Here is a 15,215-nt window from a genome sequence, read left to right as displayed (position 1 = left end):
TTTGATTTAAAAATTTATGAAAAAATCTTCTTTCAGACCTCGTTAATCTTTAAAAAATCATAATAATCATAATAATCAGGTTAATCCCGGATAAGATTAAAGACCATGGCTGCATTACATCCTCCAAAGCCTGAAACAGTTTTCAGGAAGTGGGCAGATGAAGTATGCAGCAGGGTATTATTAACGTTTACCGGCATGCTTACACCGGCTGTTTCGTATCCTTTTGTTGGCAATACCACCCCCTGTTTCATGGCCTGCATACTGATGATGGCTTCTATCAGTCCTGCTGCGCCGAGGGTATGGCCGTAATAGCCTTTGAGACTGTTTACCGGCACCGTTGCCAAACCGGCGTGGTGCAAGGCTTTTGCCTCCATTTCATCGTTATACAAGGTGGCCGTGCCATGTGCAGATACAAATCCGATATCTGCCGTGGTTAGCCCGCTGCCTTTCAATGCCAGCTGCATCGCGGCAGCCAGTTCTTCGCCGGTACGGGAAGGGCCTGATATATGATTGGCGTCGTTGCTGATAGCACCGGCGCCTAATGAAAAAGCAGCGTTGCTGTTATCCCTGCTGAGGATAACGGTGGCAGCTCCTTCGCCCAGTGTAACCCCGGTGCGGTTGGCATCAAAGGGTTTACAGGGAATGGCGCTTACTGCCTGGAACGACTGGAATCCGGACAACACGAAGCGGGTAAGCACATCGGCGCCGGCAACTACTACATGATCATAGCGTCCGGCTTCAATGAGGCGCTTACCTGTTAAAATGGCTACCAGCCCTGATATACAGGCGCTGCTTACCAATAACGGTTGATTAGCGGCCTTAAAATGGCCTGCTATTTTTTTTGCCGTGGTAAACAACTGCATGTCGCCCAACGGCAATACAGCTCCTTCGGGTTGTTGTTCCAGTAATTCTATATTGCCTTTGGTAGTGGAGATAATAAAGCCGGTACGCTGATCCGCCAATGAGATACTGGTTTGCTGCAGGGCGCTTCGTACAGATGCGACCAGCAGTTTTTCAAATGTCGTGTATCCATCTACGTTATCAGCGGCGGTATAGGTATCCAGCTGACCGGGCGCCATCATAGCGCCATAAAAAGGGGCAGCGGCATAGGCTGCATTTTGCTGCAATCCTATGCCACTGTTACCCTGTAATACCTGTTCAAAATTTTCCCGGGTAGTACTGCCCAGCGGCCCCACAATATTATCTGCTACTACATACACCTGTTGCATAATACCCTTTGTTATACCAGTCCGTGTGTTTTTTTCCATTCACTGAAAAAAGCGGGGGTGATCAATTGCAGGGAAGATGTTTCTTTATCCAGGAATACCTGTACGGAAGACCCTTTTGCAACGATTTCACCGGTTGCCGGATTGGTAAGTATGTATTCAAATTTTATTTTCGCCGCCATATCATCCACATACTTTGTTTCCACCACTACCCGGTCGCCATAGCGCAGTGAGCGTTTATAGTCACATTGTACATTCACTACCGGTACTGTGTACCCTTCTTCAAAAATATCGAGGTAACGCAGGCCGTATTTTTCTCCGAAGGCTTCTCTTCCATCTTCAAAATACCGCACATAATGCCCGTGCCATACTATTCCCAGCGGATCTGCTTCATTAAATCGTATCAGTATGTTGGTGCTTGCGGTCAATGTTGTCATTATCCTTTTTTCTTTGGTTTCTTTGCTTCTTTTGTAGCCACGCCTGTTTTGGCTTCTTTCTTTTCAGCCGCAGGTGCTACTACCGGTTTTGGATCTTCCGCATCTTTAGCGTCTGCGTATTTGCTTCTCAGTTTGTTGTAGTCGTCGTCTACATCATCCAGCACGCTTTTAATGGTAGCGAGCCAGTAGTTACGCCATGCAAAGCTCCATTTCTGGCCTTTACCGATATAACGTTCTGTCATCAGTACGTTTTTGCGATCCAGGTCAATGACGGTTACCCACATAGACGCGCTTTTGGAGGTTTTGCTCATACCTTCCATCACGATCATTACGCCGATGCCATGTTTGCCGCTGAAATCGTAGGATTTTACCACTTTGGTGATATCTTCCGGTTTCAGACGCTCAAAATCGGCAGATTCGTCCGATTTCATGTTTTCTCCGTTGATGGCTTCGTTGCGTTTGTTTACCAGGGTAATGCTGGTATTATATTTTTCGCGGTGAAACGCGCCTGGCACATCATATTTTTTCTGTTCGTTTACGATCACCTGGTTGAGGGCTGTCAACTCATGGTCTACAATCGCGTCTGTTTTGGCGGCAGCGTCGCCGATCAGTTTTGCCTGGGTAAAGTCCACACCGAGCCAGAGAAAGGAGGAATCTTTATTTTCCAGGAAATTTTTTAGTTTCTGTGCATGTGCGGTCGTGGCGAACATGCTTAAAACCATCAAGGGCAGTACGATAAATTTTCTACAGTTCATATTCGATTATATTATGGGATTGGTAAAAATTTTCATTTCGCATTGTGCCATTACGCGGCCTTCAAACAATACTTTGCCGGTAACCATGGTGGCGTTGAATACTTCGCCGCCTATTTCGGTAACGGTTTCAATCATCTGACCGGCAGGGGGTAATTCCAGGATTTCCAGGTCTTTCACAGCGCCGATAAAACCCAGGGGTACAGGGGTATCCTGTTGTTTTGCGATGTACCCGATGCGGGCAGCGGCGGTTTGTGCGATATTTTCCATCAGGCCGGGAGGGGTTAGCACGCCATTCTCCACAAAAATATTATCTGCAGCGATGTGTAGGCCGGTCCGGGTTACAGGACCATTTACCTCCAGGATACCGCTGATCATGACGATAGGGGTGCGCTGAGGAATATACGCGGTGATATCATCTGTATGAATAAACATCTGCACAAGTTATTATTAAAAATGAAACACGAAATAAATAGAATTATACGAAATTATTAACAGTAAAAACACGCATTATTCCCAAAAATCGTAATAATTAAACCATTGTACCGGGTAACGCTGTACTTTTTCTTCTACCCGCGCTACAAAATCATGCAGGGCGGTTTCCACTCCCTGGTTGCGGCGTCCATGGTATTGACGGGGTTCGGTAGCGTAAAAGTGGTAATGGGTCGGCGATTCCTTGAAGGCAAATACCACGGAAACCGGCACCCGGAAGGTGGCAGCCAGCAGGAAGGGGCCTAACGGGAAACGGGCCTCTTCGCCTAAAAAAGAAGTGGTTTGGGTTTTATTACCAGGTAAGAAGCGGTCGGCATGCATACATACCATTTCACGGTTATTCAATGCTTCATTAATGGCGTAGATATGGGACAAATCGTCCTTAATGACAATAATATTCATGTTACGGTCGCCCGTAATGCCAGACAGGTAATCCTTGATACGCTGGTGTTCTCCGTCGAACATGACAATATTAATCCTGGTTTGCAATCGTTTAAACAGGTGTCCGGCTACTTCCCAGTTGCCCAGGTGGGCGCTTAGTAATATCCCTCCTTTGCCGCCGGCAATCATTTCACGCAGATAATGTTCTCCTTCAAATTCAAAGGTGAATTTATTGGCCATATCGGCCATCACCACCACTTTATCGATCAGCGTCTGGCCAAATACATGATAATTACGGTACAGACTGAGCAATGAACGCCATCTGCCGTATCCTATTTTTGTACGGAAATAATGATAGAGAGGTTTTGAGGAGCTCCAGGAAAATGCAAAGAAATAGAAAGCCACAAACCTTAACAACAGATAGGCGGGCATTACTCCTCCATGATTGAGCAGGAAAACAAAACAACTGTATCCAAATTTACTTCCTTTCGACTTTCCTTGCCAGGAAGGCATTATACCAGTTCTTTTTGTTGTACACGAGTGGCTACGTAATCGTAGAAATCCTGAAAAGTGACAATTGCCTGAAAATCTTCCGGATTTACTTTAAATCCGAAGTTATCTTCTATCACTACCACCATGTCGATATAGTCCAAACTATCCAGATCCAGTGTGGACTTCATATTTGCTTCAGGCGTAATTGTGTCGGGGTTTGCTTCAAACTCCTCTACCAGAAACTTATTCGTAACAGCTATTATTGTTCTAATGTCCATAAAGTGTGAAATCAGATATAGGTCGTTTTAAAATTTTTTTGATTGCATCCAGTTGGTCTAACGATCCTGATCCAGGGGTCAAAGTTAAGAATATTTACTTTCCGTTCCACCCTCTTACAATAAGAGAAGAATTAGTGCCGCCAAAACCGAAGGAGTTTGACAAAAATATATTAAAATTTTTATTAATTGTATTGGTTACAATATTTAACCTGGCCGCGTCTTCGTCGGGATTTTCCAGGTTAATATTTGGCGCTATAAACCCATGCTGCATCATGAGCATGGAGTATACTATTTCGCTGGCGCCAGCCATCCAGCATTCGTGACCGGTCATGGACTTGGTAGAGCTGACGTAGGGCCTGGAATCGCCAAACACTTCGTGAATGGCCCTCGCTTCGCTGGCATCGCCGGCGGCGGTGGAAGTGGCGTGGGCGTTTATATATTCGATGTCGCCCGGTTGTAATCCGGCATCTTTTAAAGCGATTTGCAGGGAACGTACGGGTCCGTCTACAGTAGGATTGGAAATATGCGCACCGTTGGAGGAGAAGCCGTATCCCAGCACTTCGCCTAAAATGGTGGCGCCTCTGCGCTGCGCGGACTCCAGGCTTTCCAGTATTACGGTTGCAGCGCCCCCGCTGGGTACCAGTCCGTCGCGGTCGCGGTCAAACGGTCTTGATGCACGGGTAGGATCATTTTCTCTCACAGAAAAAGCAGCGATGGCATCAAAGTTACCCATGGCATACAAATTTACCTCCTGGGCGCCACCGCAGATAACTGCATCCTGCATACCGTTCCTGATAAACATATATCCCATACCGATAGCATGGGAACCGCTGGCACAGGCGGCGCTGACGGTGAAGTTTACGCCACGGAGCTTAAAAATAGTGGCCAGGTTCATATTCACGGTAGAATTCATGGTCTGAAACACAGACCCCGAACCTACCAGCATGGTATCTTTCTTCGCCCGCATAATATCATTGGCTTCCACCACCGGTTTGGCAGAGCTGTCGTTACCGTATAAAAGTCCTATTGGTGTGGCATCAATATATTCCGGTGTTATACCCGCCTGCGCCAGGGCTTCACGGGTAGCCATATACGCAAATTCCGCCTGCTCTGGCATCATGAGCCTGGAGCGACGATCCAGCAACCCTTTGAGCTCGGGTCTCTCTATATGGCCGGTTAACCCGGACCGGTAACCAAACGATTTTCTTTCAGGGTCCAGCACTATACCGGATTTTCCCTGGTACAACGAATCTCTTACCTCCTGCATATCCTTTCCGATGCAGGAATAGATTCCCATTCCGGTGATCACAACTCGATTCATATCTAGCTTTTAGCTGTTAGCAGTTAGCAAATTTGATAAAACAGCTTTTTAGCAGTTAGCTGTTAGCTTTTAGCTGTTAGTAAATGCAGCGGATATCAACATAATATGAACTCTGCTGCATTTACTAACAGCTAAAAGCTAACGGCTAAAAGCTATTTTCCCCCCTATGTGTGCAGCCCTCCATTAATATTCAATACTTCCCCGGTTATATAACCTGCGGCCCGCGAAGTAAGGAAAGCGACAGCTTCTGCTACTTCTTCGGGTGTTCCGAAGCGGTTCATGGGTACCTGTGCAGCCAGTTCTTTTTCATTCAGTTCTGCTGTCATATCTGTTTTGATGAACCCGGGTGCGATAGCATTTACGGTAACCCCTCTTTTGGCAACTTCCTGGGCAAGGGCTTTGGTAGCTCCTATTACCCCTGCTTTGGCGGCGGAATAATTTGTCTGACCGGGCAAACCTTTTATGCCAGACAACGACACCATGTTGATAATGCGGCCATAGCGTTTCAGGAGCATGTTATTCAACACCTGTTTGGTCACATTAAAAAAACCATTCAAACTGATATTCAATACATTTCCCCACTGTGCCTCATTCATCCAGAACATCAGGGAATCTTCCCGGATGCCTGCGTTATTCACGAGTATTTCTATCTGCTGTTCTTTATTATTCTCTACCCAGCCGCCCAGTACCTGTTGTACTTCTGCGGCATCCCCCACGTTGAACTGCAGCAGTTCGCCGGTACTTCCTTTGGCTTTTACCGCCTCCAGCGTATCCTGTGCTGCTGCTTCATTCCCTTTATAGTTGATGAGTATATGATAACCTGCTTCGGCCAACCTTATACATACTGCCCTGCCTATCCCCCTGGATCCTCCGGTTACTAATGCACATTTCATGAATTACAAATTTCGGATTACAAATAACGGCTGTTAGAACTGCACCGGCATATTTTTCAGCAGGTATTCCTTAATTTTCTGAAGGTCTTTGTAACGAGGACTGTCTTCAATAAATTTAGGAAATATTGCTCTCACTTCCTCGTACACTTTGTGCGAGAAACCAGCCAGGCGATCCTGGCAATTCAGATAATCTACCGCCTGCAACATGGTCATTAACTGTATCGCCAATACCTGGAAGGTATTCTCTATGACTTTGCTGGTCATGATAGCAGCGTTACAACCCATGCTCACAATATCCTGGTTATCGTTGTTATTTGGAATACTGTGTACATACATCGGGAATGACAATGTCTGGTTTTCAGCAACGGTAGATGTAGCTGTAAACTGAACGCCCTGCATGCCAAAATTGAAGCCAAGTTTGCCGAGGTTCATAAACGGCGGGAATTTATGGTTCAGTTTTTCGTTCAGCAGGTAGTTTAATTGTCTTTCTGCGAGCATCGACAGTTTGGTAATAGAAATTTTAATTTTGTCCATTTCCAGTGAAACATAATCGCCATGGAAGTTTCCGCCATGGAAAACGTTTTCCAGGTGGTGATCCACTACCGGGTTATCGCTCACGGAATTGAGTTCCTGTACCACCAGTTTTTCTGCCTGTGCCAGCGTATCATATACGGGGCCCAGGATCTGTGGTACGCAGCGCAGTGAATAGTATTCCTGTACTTTATCTTTAAAAATTTCTTCTTCCAGCTCTTTATAGAGATGATCCGGACGATGGCGGACCATTTTACTGCCTTTCAGGATTTCCCGCATTTTAGCGGCAATCTGCTGCTGTCCTTCATGCTTTTTCACGGCATTTAGTTCGGCAGAGAGGTGATCATCAAAAGCTTCCACTATTTCGTTGATCATGGCAGATAACACCACCGACCATCCCAGCAGTTTTTTTGCTTCGATAAGATTTACCAATCCTACGCCTGTCATAGCGGAGGTACCGTTTATAATGGCCAGTCCTTCTCTTACGTGAATATCGATAGGCTTGAGGTTTAACCTGGCAAATACTTCTGCCGCAGGCTGAAATTTATCTTCATACCATACTTCTCCTTCGCCAATCAATACCAGCGCCAGGTGGGCCAGCTGTACCAGGTCGCCGCTGGCGCCTACACCACCGTGTTCAAACACACAGGGATATACGTTTTTGTTGATCAGGTCCTTTAACAGGTGTACCACCTCCGGGTGAATGCCGGAATGGGCCTGCATAAAGCTGCTCAGGCGCGCTATCATCAATGCTTTTGTATGTAACGGCGACATACAGTTACCTGCTCCGGAGCTATGACTGCGGATCAGGTTATACTGCAACTGAAAAGTATCTTCATCTGAAATGCGGTATTGGGCCATAGGACCGAAACCGGTGTTGATACCATAAATCAGCTTCTTTGCCGAAAATTTCTCAAGAAATAGAAAACTAGCTTCCACCTGCTGCAGAGCCGCTGTTTCCAGTGTCAGCTCTTCTCCGCCCAAAAGGACCCTGTACACTTCATCCAGGGACAGCGCCTTACTTCCTATTGCAACCATTTTATCTTAAATTAAATTATTTGTATATGTAAAAAAGTGCTCAAAATTAGCATAAAGCTAGATTTATCCAAATAAATAACAACCCCTTCCCACGAATTACGGGTAATTACGCATGCGGTTATTACTGATTTTGCTGGGGTATCAGGCTTATTCGGCTGTTGTTTGCGTTGGCGGTGTCACCAGTACCTTATCGATCCGGTGTGCATCCATGTCCACTATCTCGAACGTAAAATCGCGCCAGGTGAATTTTTCCCCCGTTTGCGGGATATGTTCCAGGTGGTGCAGGATAAACCCTGCCAGGGTATCAAAATCCTGCTCAAATTCAGTCATCCAGTCTTCCTTATCGAACTCTTCCAGGAAATCATAAAACGGTATCTGCGCATCTACCAGCCAGGTGCCATCTTCCCGCAATACCATCTCATAGTCATCGCTTTCAGCAGTTTCCGGCATATCGCCTACAATAGCTTCCAGGATATCGTTCAGGGTGATCATTCCCAGGAAGGTACCATATTCATCGACTATAAACGCTGCATGGAGGTGTGTTTCCTTAAACTTTTCGAGTACCTGGTAGGCGGTATTGTTTTCCGGCACAAACAGTGGTTTGCGGATAATATCAGCCAGCGGCGCTAATTTTCCGGCCACGGTATACAGGTCTTTGATGGTAACCAGTCCCTTGATACTGTCTATCTGCCCGTCACATACAGGGTATACCGAATGCAGGCTGCCAAGTATCTTTTCCTGGTATTCGCCCGGGGCTTCATTGATATCGAGCCAGGTAATATCATTGCGGTAGGTCATGAGCGACGTAATGTTACGGTCGCCCAGGTGAAATACACGTTCAATAATTTCCTGTTCTGTTTCCTCGATAGCACCCGAGCTGGTGCCTTCGTTGATAATGGCTTTTATTTCTTCTTCCGTTACGTGCGACTCACCGGATTTGAGATTGAATAATTTTACCAGTACCGTGGTGGAGGCAGATAACAGCCAGATAAAAGGAAAGGTAAACCAGGAAATCACCTGCATAGGCTTTGCCATCACTTTGGCAATGGCTTCCGGTTTGGCCATCCCGATACGTTTAGGTACCAGTTCACCCAGCACCATAGAAAAATAGGTAATGGTTACTACAATGATGGCAGTAGCTACCCCGCTGCTGTAGGGCTGTATTGCAGGAAAGGTATTGAGCCAGGCCATCACATCAGTTTTGATGTTTTCGCCTGAGTAAATACCTGTTAAAATACCGATCAGGGTTATACCGATTTGCACGGTAGAAAGAAAAGTGTCCGGATTATTGGCCAGCTTCAAGGCGGCCTTTGCTTTTTCATCCCCTTTATTGGCCTGGTTTTCCAAACGGATCTTCCGGGCCGAGACCAATGCTATCTCGGACATCGAGAACAGGCCATTCAATAAAATAAGGATGAGGATAATGACGACTTCCATATATATAGCCTAAAAATAAAAAATTATTCAAATATCATGGTAAGAAATGCCAAAAGCAGCCCCAGTGCTATGGCCATTACCTTTTTCCGGCTGAGTTCATGATGCTTGGTGCCGCTTTCATAAAAAATGGTAGTGGAAATGTGCAAAAATGCACCTACCACCAGCGCTACCACGTATAAAAGGTAATGCTGAACAATTTCAAAACGATTACCCAGCCATCCTGCAAGAACGGCTGCCAGCGGTGTTACCAGGGCAAATACCAGCAGTATCCGCCAGAGCTCCGCCCGCTTTTTATGCGCGTGCATCATTACGGTGATCAGCGTTAATGCTTCCGGTATTTTGTGTGCGGCCACCCCCACCATCAGTGAAGGCAGCGCTGAATGGTCATCATATTTAAATCCGAGCGGGATCCCTTCCATAAAGGCATGGATGGAAAGTCCCAGCAGCAGCGGCATTACTGCAATATGATGATGATGTTCCTGCGGTACATGCGTATGCCCGTGTTCCATTCCATGCGACAGCTGTTGCAGGAATACCTGTAAAAAGAAACCCGCCGCTATATAGATGCCGGCCTGATGCCCCAGCTCCTGGTATACTTCCGGCAGGAGGTGCATAATAATAACACCAAACAAGAAGGCGCCGGTAAAGGCGAGCAGGTAAATCGAAAAATTGGCATGAATACGCTTGACTGTCATGGGAATCATCCCACCCGCAATCGTAGCTGCCAGTATTAATATCAGATAGTTCCAGTTCATGATGTGAGTTCAGACTCCAGTCTTATACGGCGTTGAAAGAAACTACCGCTGAGCAGCCCGATTAAAATGCCCAGTATAGCACCACCGGCTACATCGAGCGGGTAGTGTACTCCTACGTATATCTGCGCATAGCCAATAACAGCGGCCCATGCAAAGAACAACCAGGTATACCGGCGAAAAGCTGATTTTAAAGTTATGAAACAAAATGTAGCCAGCGCAAAATGATTCGCCGCATGATTAGAGGTGAAACTTCCGCTCATGGGGCAATACACCACCAGCACACGGGCATAGTGCGATACCACGGGATCGCGGCAGGGCCGTATTCTTCCAACAGCACTTTTCAAAAACAGGCTGCTCTGGTCTGCCACGCCAAAGCACAGCAAAAAGAACAGTATCCAGAACAGTCCTTTCCAGCCATAGTTAATGGTTACAAACAAACCCAGGAAAAGATACAGGGGCGCCCATACAAACGGTTCCCGCAGGAAGGGCAGGATTACATCCAGTAAAGCGTTATGCCATTGTCCGTTTATGTGTAAAAATAACCGGAGGTCTTCACGTAATATCGATTCAAGCATGGCTATAATTTTGTAGCAACGATGATCAGGCGTGGCGAACGCTGCTCATCATAGCTGTTAAAGTGATAGTCGCCGAATATCTCCCTTATTTTCAGTCCCTGTTTTGCAAACATGGCCTCAAAATCCTGCCTGGTAAAGGCATTCACGCTTTCGGTATAGGAAGCGCGCCGCATTTTCTCCTTATCGAGAATACTGATCTGCTTTATAAATTTATGCGCTTTCAGTTCCCGGCGGATATCAAATACCACGTTGTCTTTTTCTTTCACTTCGTCATGTACCAGGTGTGAGGCTACGTAATTACTGTTTAAATAATCAAGTACCAGTTTCCCACCGGGCTTCAGCGCATTTTTCAATGTACGCAGGGCATTGTCGTTGTCGCGTTGCGATTCAAAATAGCCGAAACTGGTGAAAAAATTAACGACAATATCAAAGTAATTTACCCGGAATGGTAGTCGCATATCATGCTGAAAAAAGCTCAGGTGATCATTTTCCAGTTGCTTGGCGGCATTAATGCTTTCTATGGAAAGGTCGATCCCTGTTACATAATAGCCTTTATCTGCCAGGTATTTGGCATGTCGTCCCATTCCACAGGCTACATCCAGCATTTCCGCACCGGCAGCCGGTTGCAGGTAGGCCAGCAATTTATCAATAAAGGCCGCTGCCTCCCGTTCATCACGGTTGTCGTACAACAGATGATAGTAGGGAGAATTAAACCAATCTTTAAACCACAGTTTATCTAGTTCCATAAAGCGATGAGCTGTTAGGCAATGCAGTGGGATGATGTAAACCGGTGTGATAGTTTACATACAGACCGCCATCAGCACTATTTCTTATTGTTAAACATCAAATATCGGGTGCTTTCGTAAAAGCCGCGTGTTAAATTATCGAGGCTTTTTGCTGTATCCGCCTGTTCTGCACGGATATTTTTCAGCGGATCGCCTTTCAGGTCGTACAGCGCCGTTGCATCTGTGACCAGGTTAATTTCATACAGGTAACGGTCGCCTATCGTTGCATAAAAAGGCATCTGGTTACGCAGGTATGTCATAAAAACATACTTATTATTTACCCGGGTGCTGTCGAACAGGTCTACGCCCAATGTATAATTCCTGTATGGCATGCCCACCAGTTTTGCCATGGTAGGATATACATCCAGCAAGCTTCCCGGTGTGCTGATCACCTGTGGCGCCAGGTGTTTGGGACTGTACATGAATGCGGTTACATGCACCCCGCCGGTAGCCAGCTCATATTCCGGCAGCGGCATAAAGCTATACGGATTGAGCACACAGTTATGATCGCCAAAGAATACAAAAAGGGTATTATCAAGATACCCGTCTTTGCGGGCCATATCAATGATATGCCCTACGTTATAATCTTCATAGCGCAACGCATTAAACTGGTCTATTGACACGAAGCCCGATTTTTTGAACTTCGCCATGTCAATATCTTTCTCTGTGAGCTTTTTAAAATCTCCGGCCCCGCTGGTGGTGGTATATGGCGGATGATTATCGGCTAACTGCAGGAAAGCGACAAAAGGTTGTTTTTTGTTGTTGTCTTCCTTAAAGATGCCGCTGGCTTCGGTGATCAGGTCATAATCGGAAATGCCCCATACATCGGCTTTGGCCGATGTATACATGCCTTCCTCGTAAATACGCACTCCTTCCACGTTATTGGTAAACACTGCGCGGATGTTGGCCCAGTTGGTATTTCCACCCAGCAGGTACAGCTTATCATACCCTTTGAACTGGTCCATCACAATGCGTTGATCCAGCATTTTAGGATGACGGCTGGCGGTTTTCACCGCGGTAATATCCGGTAAACCGGTATGCACGCCAAAAACTGTTTTGGCGGTGCTGATAGCCGGCACATAAAAGTTTTTAAAGAGAATACCGCTGTCTGCCAGTCTTTTCATATTTGGCGTAGCCTGCATGGGGTTTCCATACATACTTGTAACCGCCGCCCCGGTAGATTCCAGCATGACCAATATTACATTCAGCCGGGGTTTGGCAGCGTCGCCGGCGATAGTACGCACATAATTCAGCTGGCTCACGCTGGCGCTGTCTACTTTCAGGTAATCCGCTATATAGGGATAATATTTCCTGGTGGCTTCCGGGCTGAAGGTGTCGCCTTTTACCGAGAAGTTGGAAACGAAGTAGAGGATAGGATTAAGTCCGAGGCTGGTTACGCCATTATCGCGGGTAAACATGGCCTGGCTCCAGCGGAGCGGAAAATAGGCGATATTACCATAGATGCCGGCGGCAAAGAGCAGTACCAGCCCTGTTACATAGCCCGTAAACGGCCAGTTACGCAAATAGATGAGGGGCTGGGCCGCAAATCTTTTCCAGGTAGCTTTTTGCAGGCGGTAAACGAGGAACATGAATATAAAAATGCCCAGGGCGCCCCTTACTACCGGGTAGCTTTGCCATACCATGCGGGCATTGTCGGCCCGCTCTCCTTTGGCCAGGAACCTTAGCACAGAAGGGTCGAGGCGCTGCCCCAGGTAATCGTAATGACCGAGGTCGAGAATATAGAGCAGTGTGAGCAGTAAGTATACAATAAAGAAATATATAAAGTTAAACCTGCGTATAGGCTTTGAAACAAAAAAATTATTGCGGGTGATCAGGGCCAGCAGGAGAATGGGGATCATCCCGTAAAGGGCAAGTCGCAGGTCAAATCTTACGCCCAGGTTCCAGGCTTTCGCTATTGATGCATGGTCGGTGATGGTGGTTTTGAAGAAAAACAGGTAAAATATCGCCCTGAACATCACCATCAACAGGAAGAGGTAAAGCGTTTGAACAAACACATAACGAATATACCGGGGTATATTCTTCCACGAGTATTGCATGTAACGTATAGCCGTTTTTTTAAAAGCGTAGCTGCAAAGATATTGAAAAAGCTTAAAGCGGAAAGCAGAAAGCCAAAAGCTACCGAAGCGGAGCCGTAAAGCGGAATGACTATTATTGGCGTTCTTAACCCGCTTCAGTAGCTTTTGGCTTTCTGCTTTCCGCTTTTGGTTTTTTCGTCATCTATTCATAATTAGGATTTCTGGAATGGATTTTTTTATATTTGCCTTCCTTTAAAAACAGAATCTTGTGGCACTGATCAAATCGATATCCGGCATACGCGGAACCATAGGCGGTAAGCCCGGCGAGGGACTTTCTCCATTAGATGTGGTAAAATTCACAGCGGCTTACGGCACCTGGCTGAGCCGTGAAACAGAGAACCGTAAGGTGGTAATAGGCCGTGATGGCCGTATTTCCGGCGAAATGGTGAAAAACCTCGTGGTATCCACCCTGAACGGACTGGGTTTTGATGTAGTAGACCTCGGTTTATCTACCACCCCTACCGTAGAACTGGCCGTAACCATGGAAAATGCTGCAGGCGGTATTATTCTCACTGCCAGCCATAATCCGAGAGAATGGAATGCGCTGAAACTGCTGAACAGCAAAGGCGAGTTTATTTCCGGCGATGACGGCACCCAGCTGCTGGACATTGCAGAACGCGAAGACTTCAATTTCGCGGATGTGAATAAACTGGGTTCCTATACCGTAGATGATTCTTACCTGCAAAAACATGTAGACCTGGTGGTAAACTACCCGCTGGTAGACGTACCTGCTATTAAAGCCCGCAACTTCAAAATAGTGGTGGATGCGGTAAATTCTACCGGCGCTTTATTTGTTCCGCCCCTGCTGAAAGCATTGGGTGTGGAAGAAGTAGAAGTACTGTTTGGGGAAGTAAACGGCAAATTCAGTCATAACCCTGAACCGCTGGCTGAAAACCTGACTGCGCTCTCCAACGAAGTAAACAAGTCCAATGCAGACCTGGGCATCGCGGTAGATCCTGATGTGGATCGTTTGTGCTTTGTTTGCGAAGACGGCAGCATGTTTGGTGAAGAATACACCCTGGTAGCAGTGGCAGACTATGTATTAGGCAAAAGAAAAGGTAATACCGTTTCCAATATGTCGTCGACCCAGGCGCTGAAGGATGTAACCCTGAAGCATGGCGGACAATACACCCCTTCTGCGGTAGGTGAAGTGAATGTGGTAAAGAAAATGAAAGATACGCAGGCGGTGATCGGCGGAGAAGGTAATGGCGGTATCATTGTTCCGGACCTGCATTATGGCCGCGACGCCCTGATTGGCATCGGACTTTTCCTGAGCCACCTGGCACACAGCAAAAAAAGCATCAAAGCATTGCGGAACAGCTATCCTGACTATTTCATCTCTAAAAATAAAATAGAGCTGGACAAAGGAGTAGATGTAAAAACCATTTTCGAAAAAATTAAGGTGAAGTATAAGAACCAGCCTTTAAATACAGAAGATGGTCTGAAAATAGAGTTCGACAAGGATTGGGTACATCTCCGTACTTCCAATACTGAGCCTATTATCCGCATTTACGCTGAAAGCCAGAATGAAACCACGGCAGATAATATTGCCAAAAGGATCATGGAGGATATTAAGGAGTTTATGCATTAGGGGGGATCGCCTTCGGCGATTGTCTTTGGGCAGGATTAGAAAGATTCTCGTGATTTGATGATTTGATTACGATTTGATATTAAATATTTAGGGGAGATGAAAGCGAATTGTATCACTTTCATCTCCCCTTATCTT

The 15,215-nt window shown here is 46.3% G+C and carries 15 protein-coding genes; 1 reads left to right on the top strand and 14 read right to left on the bottom strand.

Features of this window, described 5'->3' with window-relative positions:
- Positions 1-80: 80 nt before the first annotated feature.
- From KE626_RS05625 to KE626_RS05560, 14 genes are all read right to left on the bottom strand, one after another.
- On the bottom strand, positions 81-1,229 hold the full coding sequence (locus KE626_RS05625) for a beta-ketoacyl-[acyl-carrier-protein] synthase family protein (protein ID WP_211971886.1): 1,149 nt from the start codon (positions 1,227-1,229) through the stop codon (positions 81-83).
- A gap of 11 nt (positions 1,230-1,240) precedes the next feature.
- On the bottom strand, positions 1,241-1,663 hold the full coding sequence (locus KE626_RS05620) for an acyl-CoA thioesterase (RefSeq protein WP_211971885.1): 423 nt from the start codon (positions 1,661-1,663) through the stop codon (positions 1,241-1,243).
- Positions 1,663-2,418, bottom strand: coding sequence for a hypothetical protein (locus tag KE626_RS05615; protein WP_211971884.1), 756 nt, complete (start codon positions 2,416-2,418; stop codon positions 1,663-1,665). Before KE626_RS05615 ends, KE626_RS05620 begins: the two co-directional genes overlap by 1 nt.
- 6 nt (positions 2,419-2,424) lie before the next feature.
- On the bottom strand, positions 2,425-2,850 hold the full coding sequence (locus tag KE626_RS05610) for a hotdog family protein (RefSeq protein ID WP_211971883.1): 426 nt from the start codon (positions 2,848-2,850) through the stop codon (positions 2,425-2,427).
- Between the two features lie 75 nt (positions 2,851-2,925).
- The gene (locus KE626_RS05605; RefSeq protein WP_211971882.1) at positions 2,926-3,801 is read right to left on the bottom strand and encodes a lysophospholipid acyltransferase family protein; all 876 of its coding nucleotides are present in this window, start codon (positions 3,799-3,801) and stop codon (positions 2,926-2,928) included.
- Positions 3,801-4,058, bottom strand: coding sequence for a phosphopantetheine-binding protein (locus KE626_RS05600; RefSeq protein ID WP_211971881.1), 258 nt, complete (start codon positions 4,056-4,058; stop codon positions 3,801-3,803). The genes KE626_RS05605 and KE626_RS05600 overlap by 1 nt, the downstream gene beginning before the upstream one ends.
- A gap of 94 nt (positions 4,059-4,152) precedes the next feature.
- Positions 4,153-5,379: a beta-ketoacyl-[acyl-carrier-protein] synthase family protein gene (locus tag KE626_RS05595; protein ID WP_211971880.1), complete on the bottom strand. Its 1,227-nt coding sequence runs from the start codon at positions 5,377-5,379 to the stop codon at positions 4,153-4,155.
- A 164-nt stretch (positions 5,380-5,543) separates the two neighbouring features.
- Positions 5,544-6,272 carry a flexirubin biosynthesis SDR family reductase FlxB gene (gene flxB / locus KE626_RS05590; RefSeq protein WP_211971879.1) on the bottom strand — a complete coding sequence of 243 codons (729 nt, stop codon included), beginning with the start codon at positions 6,270-6,272 and terminating at the stop codon, positions 5,544-5,546.
- Between the two features lie 33 nt (positions 6,273-6,305).
- On the bottom strand, positions 6,306-7,841 hold the full coding sequence (flxA, locus tag KE626_RS05585; protein ID WP_211971878.1) for a flexirubin biosynthesis tyrosine ammonia-lyase FlxA: 1,536 nt from the start codon (positions 7,839-7,841) through the stop codon (positions 6,306-6,308).
- 147 nt (positions 7,842-7,988) lie between these two features.
- A complete protein-coding gene (locus KE626_RS05580) occupies positions 7,989-9,278 on the bottom strand; it encodes a hemolysin family protein (protein WP_211971877.1) in 1,290 nt (429 codons plus the stop codon).
- 23 nt (positions 9,279-9,301) lie between these two features.
- Complete coding sequence (locus KE626_RS05575) at positions 9,302-10,033, bottom strand: ZIP family metal transporter (RefSeq protein WP_211971876.1); 732 nt, start codon at positions 10,031-10,033, stop codon at positions 9,302-9,304.
- Positions 10,030-10,608 (bottom strand): phosphatase PAP2 family protein, encoded by a 579-nt coding sequence (locus KE626_RS05570; protein WP_211971875.1) that lies wholly within the window; start codon positions 10,606-10,608, stop codon positions 10,030-10,032. Before KE626_RS05570 ends, KE626_RS05575 begins: the two co-directional genes overlap by 4 nt.
- Before the next feature lie 2 nt (positions 10,609-10,610).
- Positions 10,611-11,354 (bottom strand): class I SAM-dependent methyltransferase, encoded by a 744-nt coding sequence (locus KE626_RS05565; protein WP_211971874.1) that lies wholly within the window; start codon positions 11,352-11,354, stop codon positions 10,611-10,613.
- A 77-nt stretch (positions 11,355-11,431) separates the two neighbouring features.
- Positions 11,432-13,450: an LTA synthase family protein gene (locus tag KE626_RS05560; RefSeq protein ID WP_211971873.1), complete on the bottom strand. Its 2,019-nt coding sequence runs from the start codon at positions 13,448-13,450 to the stop codon at positions 11,432-11,434.
- Positions 13,451-13,697: 247 nt separating this feature from the next.
- On the opposite strand from KE626_RS05560, the gene glmM reads away from it, so the two are divergent.
- Positions 13,698-15,080 carry a phosphoglucosamine mutase gene (glmM, locus tag KE626_RS05555; protein ID WP_211971872.1) on the top strand — a complete coding sequence of 461 codons (1,383 nt, stop codon included), beginning with the start codon at positions 13,698-13,700 and terminating at the stop codon, positions 15,078-15,080.
- Positions 15,081-15,215: the final 135 nt, after the last annotated feature.

Source organism: Chitinophaga hostae, from assembly GCF_018224885.1.
Taxonomy (GTDB): domain Bacteria; phylum Bacteroidota; class Bacteroidia; order Chitinophagales; family Chitinophagaceae; genus Chitinophaga; species Chitinophaga hostae.
This window is presented reverse-complemented; position numbering and strand designations above follow the sequence as displayed.

Coding starts and splice junctions, on each gene's coding strand:
- KE626_RS05625 (WP_211971886.1), bottom strand. CDS start 1,229: ATGCAACAGGTGTATGTAGTAGCAGATAATATTGTGGGGCCGCTGGGC.
- KE626_RS05620 (WP_211971885.1), bottom strand. CDS start 1,663: ATGACAACATTGACCGCAAGCACCAACATACTGATACGATTTAATGAA.
- KE626_RS05615 (WP_211971884.1), bottom strand. CDS start 2,418: ATGAACTGTAGAAAATTTATCGTACTGCCCTTGATGGTTTTAAGCATG.
- KE626_RS05610 (WP_211971883.1), bottom strand. CDS start 2,850: ATGTTTATTCATACAGATGATATCACCGCGTATATTCCTCAGCGCACC.
- KE626_RS05605 (WP_211971882.1), bottom strand. CDS start 3,801: ATGCCTTCCTGGCAAGGAAAGTCGAAAGGAAGTAAATTTGGATACAGT.
- KE626_RS05600 (WP_211971881.1), bottom strand. CDS start 4,058: ATGGACATTAGAACAATAATAGCTGTTACGAATAAGTTTCTGGTAGAG.
- KE626_RS05595 (WP_211971880.1), bottom strand. CDS start 5,379: ATGAATCGAGTTGTGATCACCGGAATGGGAATCTATTCCTGCATCGGA.
- flxB (WP_211971879.1), bottom strand. CDS start 6,272: ATGAAATGTGCATTAGTAACCGGAGGATCCAGGGGGATAGGCAGGGCA.
- flxA (WP_211971878.1), bottom strand. CDS start 7,841: ATGGTTGCAATAGGAAGTAAGGCGCTGTCCCTGGATGAAGTGTACAGG.
- KE626_RS05580 (WP_211971877.1), bottom strand. CDS start 9,278: ATGGAAGTCGTCATTATCCTCATCCTTATTTTATTGAATGGCCTGTTC.
- KE626_RS05575 (WP_211971876.1), bottom strand. CDS start 10,033: ATGAACTGGAACTATCTGATATTAATACTGGCAGCTACGATTGCGGGT.
- KE626_RS05570 (WP_211971875.1), bottom strand. CDS start 10,608: ATGCTTGAATCGATATTACGTGAAGACCTCCGGTTATTTTTACACATA.
- KE626_RS05565 (WP_211971874.1), bottom strand. CDS start 11,354: ATGGAACTAGATAAACTGTGGTTTAAAGATTGGTTTAATTCTCCCTAC.
- KE626_RS05560 (WP_211971873.1), bottom strand. CDS start 13,450: ATGCAATACTCGTGGAAGAATATACCCCGGTATATTCGTTATGTGTTT.